The 12,042-nt window shown below is 70.1% G+C and carries 12 protein-coding genes; 8 read left to right on the plus strand and 4 right to left on the minus strand.

From position 1 onward, the window contains the following. The first annotated feature begins 45 nt into the window (after nt 1-45). The 6 genes from D7Y13_RS04755 to D7Y13_RS04780 all read left to right on the plus strand — a co-directional run bounded on the left by D7Y13_RS04755 (nt 46) and on the right by D7Y13_RS04780 (nt 5,395). Nucleotides 46-261 (plus strand): hypothetical protein, encoded by a 216-nt coding sequence (locus D7Y13_RS04755; protein WP_120532031.1) that lies wholly within the window; start codon nt 46-48, stop codon nt 259-261. Between the two features lie 78 nt (nt 262-339). Then, the gene (locus D7Y13_RS04760) at nt 340-1,308 is read left to right on the plus strand and encodes a CarD family transcriptional regulator (protein WP_120583009.1); all 969 of its coding nucleotides are present in this window, start codon (nt 340-342) and stop codon (nt 1,306-1,308) included. Nucleotides 1,309-1,399: 91 nt separating this feature from the next. After that, nucleotides 1,400-1,912: a zinc metalloprotease gene (locus D7Y13_RS04765; protein ID WP_120532033.1), complete on the plus strand. Its 513-nt coding sequence runs from the start codon at nt 1,400-1,402 to the stop codon at nt 1,910-1,912. Next, on the plus strand, nt 1,899-2,849 hold the full coding sequence (locus D7Y13_RS04770; protein WP_120583010.1) for a hypothetical protein: 951 nt from the start codon (nt 1,899-1,901) through the stop codon (nt 2,847-2,849). Before D7Y13_RS04765 ends, D7Y13_RS04770 begins: the two co-directional genes overlap by 14 nt. After that, the gene (locus D7Y13_RS04775) at nt 2,846-4,681 is read left to right on the plus strand and encodes an ArnT family glycosyltransferase (protein WP_120583011.1); all 1,836 of its coding nucleotides are present in this window, start codon (nt 2,846-2,848) and stop codon (nt 4,679-4,681) included. Before D7Y13_RS04770 ends, D7Y13_RS04775 begins: the two co-directional genes overlap by 4 nt. Before the next feature lie 153 nt (nt 4,682-4,834). After that, nucleotides 4,835-5,395, plus strand: a complete 561-nt coding sequence (locus D7Y13_RS04780) for a hypothetical protein (RefSeq protein WP_120532036.1) — start codon at nt 4,835-4,837, stop codon at nt 5,393-5,395. A 95-nt stretch (nt 5,396-5,490) separates the two neighbouring features. Here D7Y13_RS04780 and D7Y13_RS04785 read toward each other — a convergent pair whose 3' ends face one another. The 4 genes from D7Y13_RS04785 to D7Y13_RS04800 all read right to left on the minus strand — a co-directional run bounded on the left by D7Y13_RS04785 (nt 5,491) and on the right by D7Y13_RS04800 (nt 10,276). Beyond that, entirely contained in the window at nt 5,491-5,904 is a 414-nt protein-coding gene (locus D7Y13_RS04785) for an ATP-dependent DNA helicase (protein ID WP_120532037.1), read from the minus strand. Nucleotides 5,905-6,060: 156 nt separating this feature from the next. Continuing rightward, complete coding sequence (locus D7Y13_RS04790) at nt 6,061-7,245, minus strand: iron-containing alcohol dehydrogenase (RefSeq protein WP_120583012.1); 1,185 nt, start codon at nt 7,243-7,245, stop codon at nt 6,061-6,063. A 13-nt stretch (nt 7,246-7,258) separates the two neighbouring features. After that, nucleotides 7,259-8,722, minus strand: a complete 1,464-nt coding sequence (locus D7Y13_RS04795; RefSeq protein ID WP_199732717.1) for a glutamine synthetase family protein — start codon at nt 8,720-8,722, stop codon at nt 7,259-7,261. Between the two features lie 66 nt (nt 8,723-8,788). Beyond that, nucleotides 8,789-10,276 carry an aldehyde dehydrogenase family protein gene (locus D7Y13_RS04800; RefSeq protein WP_120532039.1) on the minus strand — a complete coding sequence of 496 codons (1,488 nt, stop codon included), beginning with the start codon at nt 10,274-10,276 and terminating at the stop codon, nt 8,789-8,791. Between the two features lie 89 nt (nt 10,277-10,365). On the opposite strand from D7Y13_RS04800, the gene D7Y13_RS04805 reads away from it, so the two are divergent. Beyond that, on the plus strand, nt 10,366-11,127 hold the full coding sequence (locus D7Y13_RS04805) for a glutamine amidotransferase (protein ID WP_233595404.1): 762 nt from the start codon (nt 10,366-10,368) through the stop codon (nt 11,125-11,127). Between the two features lie 111 nt (nt 11,128-11,238). Next, the coding region (locus D7Y13_RS04810) for an esterase/lipase family protein (RefSeq protein ID WP_147452421.1) at nt 11,239-12,042 on the plus strand (804 nt) is incomplete at its 3' end.

A 12,042-nucleotide genomic window follows, 5' to 3' on the forward strand; every position in this document is an offset into this window, starting at 1 on the left:
CATCCGGGCGTCGCCCCTACCCTTGCGCCGCAACGGAGGACGCTCATGAAGAAGCTGACGGCGGTGCTGGCGCTGGGAATCGCGGTGGTGGGGACGGTGGGACTTTCCGCTCGCGTGGATGCCCAACCTGGAGGCATGGCGGACGAGGGACCGACCGATGCCCAGATCGACGCTGTCCTGGACGCCCAGGCACACGAGGTCATGGGCCGGTTGTTGGAAGCACAGCGCAATGCCGCACGGATGACAAAGCTTCCCCGGTAATCTCGTGGCATCCGGCGGGGCACGGTGCTACGACCGGCGCTCGCTTCGGTGCTCATCACACCCGCCCACGAGGGGGCCATGCCAGAAGGGTCCGCTGCACTCCAGCTCCAGGTTGGAGACCGGGTCGTCTACCCCAACCAGGGGGTCTGTCGCGTCGCCGCCATCGATGTGAAGGAGGTGGCGGGGCAGAAGCTCACGTTCGTCACCATGCGCCGGGAGGAAGACGGCGCCGTCGTCATGGTGCCGGAAGGCAAGATCGTCTCCATTGGCGTGCGCAAGGTCGCGAGCGTCGCCGACGTGGAGGAGATCTATTCCTTCCTGCGCTCGGACAGCGACAAGGCCGACCTGGATTGGAAGCAACGCGCGCGCACCAACCTGGACCGCATGACCCAGGGCGGCATCCTGGGCCTGGCGGAGGTCGTCAAGGGCCTCCAGGTCCTGAGCGAGCTGCGTCCACTGCCCACCAAGGAGCGTGAGCTCTACGACAACGCCCGGCACCTGCTGGTGTCGGAGGTCGCCGCCGCGCTGGGCACCGCCGAGGCCAACGCCGAGGACTCCATCGACATCGTCCTCTTCCCGCCCGGCCGCGAGCGCCCCAAGCGCACCGCCGCCGAGTTCGCCCGGCCCGGAGGCGACGAGGACGACATGGACCTCGACGGCGACCTCATGGGCCTGGAGGGCGGAGAGCTGGACCTGCCCTCGGACGAGGAGCCGCCGGCCGAGCCCGAGGAGGAGTCCGCCGAGGAAGGTTCGGAAGAGGAAGGCGAAGCCAGCGAGGAGGGCTCCGACGAGGCGCCCAAGAAGCGCGGCCGTCCGCCCAAGGCCAAGCCCGCCGACGAAGGTGGCGAGCCCGCCGCCCCGAAGAAGCGCGGCCGCCCGCCCAAGCCGAAGCCCGAGGTGGCGGCGGAGAGCGCTGAACCCGCCGCCCCGAAGAAGCGGGGTCGTCCGCCCAAGGCCAAACCGCCCGAGGGTGCCGCCCCCGCCGAGCCCGCCGCCCCGAAGAAGCGCGGCCGTCCGCCCAAGGCCAAGCCGGCCGAGGACGAGTGAACCGCAGGACCTTCCGGCCCTCCCGGCCGCCCGCGTCGCGTCAGTCCGCGCGCCCGGCACCGCGAGGGCCTTCCCGCCGAGGTGACGCCCCGTGATTCGCGTCGTGACGCTGGACCCTTTCGACGACAAGCAGCTCGCCAAGTTCAACCGCACGCTCTACACGGCCTTCGGCGTGGGCAGCGAGCACAGCGGCCCCGCGGAGGCACCCGCGGGCATGTCCGAGCCCCTGGACGCCGAGAAGCTGCTGGACGAGGTGAAGGGCGTCCGGGCCTACAAGGACGACAAGGTGCTGCTGCTCACCTCGCGCAAGCTGAAGGACCGCGAGCTGCTCAGCGGCAAGGCCCCGACGACGGGCTTCGCCCGCTACGGCAAGGACCGGGCGGTGCTCACCATCGCGCCCTTCAAGGACCTGGAGAAGGACTTCAAGCCCATCGCGCGCCACGCGCTGCACCAGTTGGGCACGCTCTGGGAGCTGCACCACTGCCTGGATCCGCGCTGCTCGATGTATCCACCCTGGACGCCGTCCTTCAACCAGGGCGACCACATCTTCTGCACCTTCTGCCGCGAAAAGAGCGAGCAGAAGATCCGTCTTGCCAAGTCCTAGGCTCCTGCGCGCCCTGCCCCTCGTGGAGCTGGGGGGCCTGCTGCTCGTCGCGCTCCTGTGCCTCGCCTTCCAGTTGAGGCTGCCGGGCCGGCTCCCCACGGACGCGGATGAGCGCGCCGTGGCGGAAGTGCTAGCCCGCGACGCACGCCCCGGGGACGGCGTGCTGCTGTTCCCCTGGTGGACCGAGCGCGCCCGGCTCTTCGTGCCGTCCAACCTGCCCGTGCATGGGTGGCTCGACTCCGACAAGGCGGACCTGAGCGAACACCCGCGCCTCTGGGTGCTGGGCCAGCCGGAGCTGCCCCGCTCGGATGTCGGCGCGTTCGAGGCGGCCTTCCTCCCCGGACGCAAGGCGCTGGGGCCCGAAGCGCGCCTGGGCACGCTGTCGCTGCGCCTCTATGAGAACGGCCGCCACCGCCCCCGGCACTGGGTGGCGTCCGAAGTCGTGAGCCGCGCGCGCGTGTACCTGGAGCAGCCGGACGGAGCGCGCACGGACTGTCCCTTCGACGGGCGCGTGCACCGCTGCCCGGGGCCGCCGCACCTGTACGTCGCGCGGGAGTGGCACGAAATCCTCTACGAGCCCCGGAACTGCCTCTGGATGCACGCGCCCGGTGGGCCGCAGCGGCTGGTGGCGGAGTTCGACGGCGTCCCCTCCGGCCTGGGCCTGCGGATGGAGGGCGGCATCATCTTCGAGTTCGCGCACCCGAAGGACCCGCGCCTGAGCACCGCGCACCTGGGCGTGGACGACGCGGCCAGCGGCCAGCGGCTGCTGGACGTGCCCATTCCCCCGGGCCGTGAGGGCGTGCAGAAGGCGGAGGTGGTGTTGCCGCCCGGCCCCGCGCGCACGGTGAAGGTCTGGGTGCAGGCGGACAACGCGGAGTCGCGGCAGGTGTGCCTGGACGTGATGGCGCTGGAGCCGGCGGTGGGGGTGCGTCCATGACGGGCCGGGCAGCGACGCGCGATGAGAAGCTCGTGGCCTGGGTGCTGTGGGCGCTGGCCTTCGCGGCGCTGTGGAGCACCGAGGCCGCGGTGGGCTTCACGCGCGACGAGAGCGTCTACTTCGCGGCGGCGGAGGGCTACTCAAGCTGGTTCCGGCTGCTGGTGCGAGCGCCCGCGCAGGCGTTCACCGACAGCGCCATCGTGCGCGCGTGGGACTACAACCACGAGCACCCGGTGCTGATGAAGACGCTGTTCGGGCTGAGCCACATGCTCTTCCACGACGGCCTGGGCCTGCGCGACGCGCTGGCCTTCCGCATCCCCGCGTTCGCCATGGCGGCGCTGGTGCCCGCGCTGTGCTTCCTCTTTGGCAGCGCACTGTACGGCCGCGCCGCGGGGCTGTTCGCCGCCCTCTCCTTCCTGCTGGTGCCCCGGCAGTACTTCAACGCGGAGCTGGCGTGCTTCGACATGCCGGTGGCCGCGATGTGGCTGCTCGTCGTGTACTGCTTCTGGCGCGCGCTGGAGGACACCCGCTGGGGCATCGCGTGCGGCGTGGCGTTCGGGCTGGCGCTGGCGACGAAGCACAACGCCCTGTTCCTGCCGTTCGTGCTGACGCCCTTCGCGCTGTGGCGCGCGTGGACCGTGAGCGACGGCGTGCCGGAGGCCCGCGTGCGGCTGGGGCGCTTCGTGGGCCTGTTCGCGGCGGTGGCGGTGCTCTACGGCCTGCTCGTCGTCGCGCTGGGCGGAGGCGAGGCCTTCCAGAAGAAGTTCCTGCTCTTGAGCCCGCACACGCTGTTCTTCGTGGGGCTCGCGGTGGGCAGTGTGTGGCTGCTGCGCGACCTGGCCCCGGTGAGCGCGCCCGTGACGCGGGCGCTGGTGCCGGTGGCGGCGATGGCGGTGCTGGGCCCCGTCATCTTCTACCTGCACTGGCCCTACCTGTGGCACGCGCCGGTGGACCGCACGGCGTGGTACCTGGCCTTCCACGCGACGCACAACCACTACGCTTGGTTCTACCTGGGCACGCTGATGCGCGGGCCGCCCTTCCCGCTCACCTACGTCCTCGTGAAGACGGCGCTGACGGTGCCCACCAGCCTCTTCGCGCCCATGGTGACGGGGTTCCTCGCGCTCGTGGGCCGCGCACTCTTGAGCCTGAGCGCGCGCACGCGCGACTGGGTGCGGATGCCCACCGCCACCGAGGCCCTGGTGGGCGTCAACGCGGTGACGTCCATCCTGGTCATCAGCCACCCGCAGGTGCCGCACTTCGGCGGTGTGAAGCACTGGTTCCCGTCCATGCCCTTCCTGGGCATCCTCGCGGGCGCGGCGGTGGCGCGCGGCTGCTTCGCGCTCTGGGAGGTGCTGAAGGCGCGGCGCCCTTCCCTGCCGTCCTTCGCCGTGACGGTGCCGGTGTTCGCGCTGCTGCTCCTGCCCGCGCTGCTGGCCCTGGTGCACGTGTTCCCCTATGGGACGGCGGCGTACTCGGAGCTGGCGGGGGGACAGGCGGGCGCGGCGACGCTGGGCATGCAGCGGCAGTTCTGGTCCAGCCACGTCACCGGCGTGCTGCCGTGGATCAACGAACACGCGAAGCCGGGCGCGCGCGTCTACCTGCACGAGGTGAACGGCTTCTCGTTCCGCGACTACCAGCGCAACGGGATGCTGCGTCCCGACGTGCGAGCGGTGAACAGCCCGTTCGACGCGGACATCGTCGCGTACCAGTACCACCAGGAGTTCCGCGAGCACGAGTTCCTCACGTGGCAGGCCTTCGGCACGCGCACGCCCGTCACCGGGCTGTACCTGGACGAGACGCCGCAGGTCATCGTCTACCAGCGCCCCGAATAGCCCCTCGCGCCGCGATGACGCAGGCAGCCATGTGCACGACCGTGCACTCGGCGGGCACACGTGCGTTCGTGGACATCGCCACGGACTGGAGGGCGTGGGGCCGGGGTAGGATTGGGGACGTTGCGCCAATCCAAGCTCCCTGAGGAGGGACACATGACGCGCTGGACGGTCTTGGTGGCGGTGCTCGCGTTGGGCGCGGCCTGCAACGAGGCGAAGACGCCCGACAAATCCGCGCGGGTCCAGTTGAAGAAGACGGGCGCGGCGACGATGGAGGTCATCCCCTCCGCGGGCCAGCTGCCCTACTGCCTGCTGTACACGATGTCCGAGAAGGGCGTCATCCGGCAGCTCACGCTCACGCGGGAGAACCGCTCCATCCGCTGTGACGCGAACAGGCCCGTCGCGAACACCAGCTTCCGCATCCCCGTGCAGGAGGGGAAGGTGCGCGTCTACGTCTTCTTCTCCGACGAGCGCGTGCAGGCGGGCCCGGTGGCGCAGCAGCTCTACGACTTGCGCGACAAGGAGCGCGTCACCGCCATGGACATGCGCCTGCCGGGACGCGTCTTCGTGGAGACGCTGGAGTTCGTCCCCGAGACGGGCGAGCCGGAGATGACCGGCGGCGTGGTTGGCGCGGGCGGTGTGGTGACGTCCGACGGAGGCACCGGCCCCGTGAGTGGCGGTGGCAGCATGGAGCTCGTGGAGCCCGTGGACGACTGACCCCGGACGCGACGAAGCCCGAGGGTGGATGACCCGCCCCCGGGCTTCGGTACCGCTTCAGTGCGTGGCATCCGGTGAGAGGTCCTCGTACCGGATCAGTTCAGCCAGCCGCCGTTGGACTTCGAGCTGCTCCAGCCGCCGCGCTGAGCCAGACGCTCGCGCTGCTGCCGCTCCCGCTCCATCCGCGCCTGCCGCTCGCGCTCCTGACGCTCGCGCTCCAGCCGGGCCACCCGCTCGCGCTCCTGGCGTTCCCGCTCCAACCGCGCCTGCCGTTCCCGCTCCTGACGCTCGCGCTCCATGCGGGCCTGACGCTCGCGCTCCTGACGCTGACGCTCCTGCCGCTCGCGCTCCAGCCGGGCCACCCGCTCGCGCTCCTGACGCTCGCGCTCCATGCGGCTCTGGGCCTGGCGGCTCACGAGAGAAGAGGCTCCGTGGACGTTCTGGGCCATCACCGGGCTGCTGGCAACGAGCGCCACCACCACCATCACCTTCTTGAGCATCGCCTTCATGACCGCCTCCGTGAACCGCGTTGTGCTGCGTTCTGAACCTTCTGACGCAGGGGGGCCCGGTTGATTCAACGGCCCCAAGCACGCGGGGCCACCCCGATTCCCCTCGGAGCGGCCCCGCAGAAAACAATCTGAAATGCGCGCGGCGTGAAGACGGCTTCAGTACGCCTCGCGGGCCATGGCCAGCAGGTCCGCTTCCGTGACAGCGCGCGGATTGCCCTGGTGTGAAGCATCCAGGAACGCCTTCTGCGCGATGTGCTCCAGGTCCTTCTCCTGCACGCCCGCGTCGCGCAGCCGCGTGGGAATCCCGATGGCCGCCGCCAGCTTGCGCACGCGCTCGATGGCGTTGCCCGCGAGCACTTCCTCCCGCGCGTTGGACGTGTCCCCCAGCGCGGTGGAGATGCGCGCCAGCCGCGCTGTGCATGCCGCGCGGTTGAACTCCATCACCACCGGCAGGACGATGGCGTTCGCGAGCCCATGCGGCACCCCGGAGATGGGCGTGAGCGCGTGCGCCAGCGCGTGGCTCGCGCCCAGGCCCTTCTGGAAGGCCATCGCGCCCTCCATCGCCGCCGCCATCATGTCCGTGCGCGCCACCAGGTCGCGGCCTTCCTTCACCGCCGTCTCCAGCGAGCGGCCCACGCGCATCACCCCGTCGATGGCCACCGCGTCCGCGAGCGGATGGAAGCCGTTGGCCAGGTACGCCTCGATGCAGTGCGTGAGCGCGTCCATGCCCGTGGCCGCCGTCACGGACGGGGGCAGGCCCAGCGTCAGCTCCGGGTCGATGATGGCCGCCTTCGGCAGCAGGTACGGGCTGAAGATGACCGTCTTGCGGCCCGTGTCCGCCAGCGTCACCACGCCGGAGCGCCCCACCTCGGAACCCGTGCCCGCGGTCGTCGGAATGGCGATGAGCGGCGGCAGGTCGTCGCGCACGTACTGGTCGCCGCCCTTCGCGTCGTCGTAGCGGCTGAGCGGCGGCTCGTGCGTCGTGAGCAGTTGCACCAGCTTGCCCGCGTCCAGCGCGCTGCCACCACCCAGCGCGATGATGCCGTCGCTCTTGTGGGCGCGGTACGCCTCCAGGCCGGCGAAGACGTCACGCTCGGTGGGGTTGGGCTCCACGCGGTCGTAGACGGCGCAGTCCAGGCCCGCGGTCTTGAGCACGTCCGTCACGCGCGCGGCGAGGCCCGCCTTCACCACGCCCCCGTCCGTCACCAGCAGGGGGCGCTTCATGTTCAACCGCGCCGCGTGCGCGGGCAGTCGCTGGAGCGCGCCCGCGCCGAACACGATGCGCGTGGGCCAGGACATCTCCGTGACGCGAGGCTCCGAGGGAATGTCGAAAGGCTTCATGGGGAGGTCCCTTTCAGATGAGTTCCAGGTAGCGCTGCAGCTCCCAGGAGGTGACCGCCCGTTCGTACTGGCGCACCTCCCATTCGCGGGTGCGCACGAAGTGGTCGACGAAGCCCTCGCCCAGCAGCTCCTTCGCGCGCTCGCTGTTCTTCAGGAGCGCCACCGCGTCCTTGAGCGTGCGGGGCAGCGGCTTGGTGTTCTTCGCCTCGTAGGCGTTGGACAGCACGGGCGCGGGCGGCTCGATTTCGTTCTCGATGCCCCACAGGCCCGCGGCCAGGCTGGCCGCCATGCCGATGTACGCGTTCATGTCCGCGCCCAGCTGGCGGTACTCGATGCGCATGGACTTGCCGCTGTCGCCGATGACGCGGATGGCGCAGGTGCGGTTCTCCAGGCCCCACGTCGCGGTGGTGGGCGCCCAGGTGTTCTCCACGCTGCGCTTGTAGCTGTTGATGGTGGGCCAGTAGAGCGCGGTGAGCTCCGGCATCAGCGCCACCTGCCCGCCAATGTAGTGCCGCATCAGCTTGCTCATCCCGTGCTTCTGGGACGGGTCGTGGAAGAGGTTGTCCTCGCCCTTCAGGTTCCACAGCGATTGGTGCACATGGCCCGAACAGCCGGGCAGCTTGGGGTCCACCTTCGCCATGAAGCACGCGGACACGCCGTGGCGCGCGCAGATCTCCTTCACCACCGTCTTGAACAGCGCCGCGCGGTCCGCGGCCAGCTCCAGCGTGTCGTAGCGGATGGCGGCCTCGAAGACGCCTGGGCCCGTCTCCGTGTGGAAGCCCTCGATGTTGAGCCCGTACGCGTTGCAGCCGTCGATGATGGCGTGCACCAGCGGCGCGTTCATGGACGTGCGCAGCCACGAGTAGCCGAACATGCCCGGCGTCAGCGGCGTGAGCCCCTGAAAGCCCTTGTCGTGCAGGCTCTGCGGGCTCTCCTTGAAGAGGAAGAACTCGTACTCGGAGCCGAACTTCGGCAGGAAGCCCAGCTTGCGTGCGCGCTGCCCCATCTTCTGGAGGAGCTGGCGGGGGCTCGCCTCGAAGGGCGTGCCGTCCGGGTTCACGAAGTCGAGCAGGAACGCCGCGGTGTCCGGCTCCCACGGGATGATGCGCGCGGTGGACAGGTCCACCTTCGCGGGCGTGTCCGGGTAGCCCGTGTGCCAGCCCGTCACCTTCGTGTTGTCGAGCAGCTCGTCGCCCAGGTCCCACCCGAAGACGACGTCGCAGAAGCCCATGTTGCTCTTCGCGGCGCTGAAGAACTTCTCCAGGGAGATGTACTTGCCGCGCCAGACGCCATCCACGTCCACCGCGCCCACCTTCACCTTGCGGACGTTGCGCTCCTCCATCCACCGACGCGTGGACTCCAGGTCTCCCGGCTGACCGGCCGCCGCGCGCTCCGTGCCCGGGCCCTTCTCCTTCGCGCGGACACGGCGGGCCATCGCCGGATGGGTGAGCACCTTGGCCTTGGGACGCGACGCCATCGGGACCTTCCTTTTCGTCATTCGGATTGCTTCGGTGGAACGCAGCGCAAGAGGACGGCGCGGGCTTCAGGGCGACGGCAGCTTCGTCCACACGGCCTTCGTCTGGAGGTAGCCATCCAGCGCGAAGTGGGACAGGTCCCGGCCCCAGCCGGATTCCTTGTAGCCACCGAAGGGGGCCGCGTCGTCGAACTCGTTGAAGCAGTTGATCCACACCACGCCGCTCTTCACCTGCTTCGCCAGCGCGTGCGCCTTGGCCACGTCGCCCGTCCAGATGGACGCGGCCAGGCCGTAGGGCGTGTTGTTCGCAATCGCCATCGCCTCCGCGTCGTCGCGGAAGCGCAGGCAGCTCAGCACCGGCCCGAAGATCTCCTCCTGGGCGATCTTCATGTCCGGCTTCACGTCGCCGAAGATGGTGGGCTTCAGGAAGCAGCCCTTCGCCTTGAAGCCCTCCGTGTCGCGGGAGCCACCGGCGAGCAGCTTCGCGCCCTGCTGCTTGCCGCTCTCGATGTAGCCCAGCACCATCTCCATCTGCTTCTGGCTCACCAGCGCGCCCATCTCCGTGGACGCATCCAGCGGATCGCCCACCTTCAGCGCGCGCGCCTTCTCCGCGAGCTTCGCGACGAAGGGCTCGTAGGCGTTCTCGTGCACCAGCACGCGGCTGCCCGCGTTGCACGTCTCCCCCTTGTTGCCGAAGATGCCCCAGAAGCACGCCTCCACCGCGCGGTCGAAGTCCGCGTCCGCGAAGATGATCTGCGGGCTCTTGCCGCCCAGCTCCAGCGTCAGCTTCTTCAGGTTGCTCGCGGCGGACGCCTGGAGCAACCGGCGCGCGGTGCGGCCGGAGCCCGTGAAGGAGATCTTGTCCACGTCCGGGTGCCGGGCAATCGCCTCACCCGCGGGGTCGCCCAGGCCCGTCACGATGTTGATGACGCCCGGCGGGAAGCCCGCCTCCAGCGCCAGCGCGCCCAGCTTCAGCGCGGTGAGCGGCGTGTATTCAGAGGGCTTCACCACCACCGTGCAGCCGGAGGCCAGCGCGGGCCCCAGCTTCCAGCCGAGCATGCACGTGGGGTAGTTCCACGGGATGATGGCGCCCACCACGCCCACCGGCTCCTTGAGCGCGTAGGTGTGGAACGGGCCGTCCACGGGCAGCACCTCGCCCATGATGGTGCTGGCCATGTCCGCGAAGTTCGCGAGCGTGGCGGCGCCCGGTGCCACGTCGCCCCGGATGGCGTCCTTGAAGGTCTTTCCGTTGTTCAGCGACTCGACGAGCGCGAACTCCTCGCGGCGCTCGTAGAGCAGGTCCGCCAGCTTGCGGATGAGCTTGCCGCGCTCGCGGCCGGTCATCTTCCCCCAGGGGCCGGACTCGAAGGCGCGGCGCGCGGCCTTCACGGCGCGGTCCACGTCCGCGGCGGTGCCGGCGGGCACGTCACACAGCTTCTGGCCGGTGGCGGGGTTCGTCACCGCGAAGGTGCCCCCTTCGATGGGGTCCACATGCTGCCCGTCGATGAGCAGCTTGAGCACAGGGAGCTTGGGAGTGAGCGAACGAGCGTCGGTCATGGCGAAGCCTTTGGGTGAGCACGGCGCGCGGGCGATTTTGGAATGGCGGGCACCGGACACGGACGGCAGGACACGGTAGGAATGGCCCCATGACGCGGCAAGCTGCCCCCATGAAGAACGTCCTGCTCCTGAAAGCCGGCGACGCGGCGGAGTCCGTGCGGCTATCGGTAGGCGACTACGACCGGTGGTTTCTGCAAACCATCGGACTGTCCGGCCAACGCTTCGACATCCTCCCCGTGCACCAGGGCGCGCCCCTGCCGAAGGACGCGCGCGGCTATGACGCGGTGATGATGACGGGCTCTCCCCTGTCCGTGACGCAGCGCGAGCCGTGGATGGAGCGCGCCGGCGCCTTCATGGTGGAGGCGGGCGAGCAGGGCATCCCCGTGCTCGGCGTGTGCTTTGGCCAACAGCTGCTCGCTGAACAGTACGGCGGCAAGGTGTCACGCAATCCCCAGGGCCGCGAGACGGGCACCGTGGAGGTGACGCTGTCGGATGAAGGCCGCGCGGATCCGCTCTTCGCCGGCCTGCCGGAGCGCTTCGCCGTCCAGGCCACGCACGAGGACATCGTCACCCGGCTGCCCGAGGGCGCCACGGTGCTCGCGGGCAACGCCAACACCGCGCACCAGGCCATCGCCTTCCGCCCCAACGTGCGCGGCGTGCAGTTCCACCCGGAGATGCCCACGGACGCCATGCGCGCGGTCATCCTGGCCCGGGAGGAGAAGCTGGACGCGCTCGCCCAGGAGCGCGGGGCGGCCCCAGGGGAGTTCGTTCCCCGGCTCCTGTCCGGCATCGCGCCCACACCGCTCGCGCACCGGGTGCTGCTCAACTTCCTCCAGCACTTCACCGACTGAAAGCGGACAGACGCCCCGGGCTGATCCAAGCCGGGGCGACCAGCGCTCCCTAGCTTTGCCCCGTGTCGAGGGCGGCGATCCACGCACCGCCAGGGCGGGACGGGGGCGGCCATGAATCCGTTCGTGATGCAGTACCGGAAGATGAAGTGTCAGTTGAAGTACCTGACCAGCTACCTGGACCTGGATCCGCGTGGCAACCAGGTGGTGCGGCGCACGGACTTCAAGCGCTGCCCCCGGCCAGTGCTCCTCTTGCACGGCTTCTTCAGCACCCGCCGCGTCCTGGAGGTGCTGGAGCACCGCCTGCGCCGCGAGGGCTACTGCGTCTGGTCCATCCACCTGGGCGGCACGATGGACCGCTTCAACACGCACCGCATCGACGAGCTGGCGCGCAAGGTCCAGGGCAAGGTGGACCGGCTCTACGAGCGCCACCCGGAGATGGGGCCGCTCACCATCATCGGGCACTCGAAGGGCGGCCTCATCGGCACGTACTACGTGAAGCGCCTGGGCGGAGACACCCGCGTGCGCAGCCTCATCACGCTGGGCACGCCGCACCGGGGCACGCGCATGGCCTACCTGGGGTGCGCGACGCTCGGCTGGTTCAGCCGCAGCATGTGGCAGCTCACGCCCGTGTCGCCCTTCATCAAGCGCCTGGGTGAAGGCGCCTTCCCGCGCCACGTGCGCCTCACGTCCATCTACTCGCGCGACGACGCGGTGGCGCTCTTCCCCTCCTCCGTGCTGGACGTGAACGGCCAGCCCAACGTCTTCAACGTGGAGGTCTCCGGCGTGGCCCACGGCGAGCTGCTCACCCGCCGCTCCGTGTGGGAGGTCATCCAGCGCGAGCTGGCCCTGGGCTATGCTGGCGACGACGCGGTGACCGCGCTTCCCACGGCCCCGCCCCCTCCCCTTCCGGTGGCC

The sequence above is a fragment of the Corallococcus praedator genome, assembly GCF_003612125.1.
In the GTDB taxonomy this organism is placed as follows: domain Bacteria; phylum Myxococcota; class Myxococcia; order Myxococcales; family Myxococcaceae; genus Corallococcus; species Corallococcus praedator.

Excerpts from the sequence above, each read along its gene's own strand:
- D7Y13_RS04760 (WP_120583009.1), top strand. The coding sequence starts at position 340 with ATGCCAGAAGGGTCCGCTGCACTCCAGCTCCAGGTTGGAGACCGGGTC.
- D7Y13_RS04785 (WP_120532037.1), bottom strand. The coding sequence starts at position 5,904 with ATGAAGGCGATGCTCAAGAAGGTGATGGTGGTGGTGGCGCTCGTTGCC.
- D7Y13_RS04780 (WP_120532036.1), top strand. The coding sequence starts at position 4,835 with ATGACGCGCTGGACGGTCTTGGTGGCGGTGCTCGCGTTGGGCGCGGCC.
- D7Y13_RS04775 (WP_120583011.1), top strand. The coding sequence starts at position 2,846 with ATGACGGGCCGGGCAGCGACGCGCGATGAGAAGCTCGTGGCCTGGGTG.
- D7Y13_RS04800 (WP_120532039.1), bottom strand. The coding sequence starts at position 10,276 with ATGACCGACGCTCGTTCGCTCACTCCCAAGCTCCCTGTGCTCAAGCTG.
- D7Y13_RS04755 (WP_120532031.1), top strand. The coding sequence starts at position 46 with ATGAAGAAGCTGACGGCGGTGCTGGCGCTGGGAATCGCGGTGGTGGGG.
- D7Y13_RS04805 (WP_233595404.1), top strand. The coding sequence starts at position 10,366 with ATGACGCGGCAAGCTGCCCCCATGAAGAACGTCCTGCTCCTGAAAGCC.
- D7Y13_RS04790 (WP_120583012.1), bottom strand. The coding sequence starts at position 7,245 with ATGAAGCCTTTCGACATTCCCTCGGAGCCTCGCGTCACGGAGATGTCC.
- D7Y13_RS04795 (WP_199732717.1), bottom strand. The coding sequence starts at position 8,722 with ATGGCGTCGCGTCCCAAGGCCAAGGTGCTCACCCATCCGGCGATGGCC.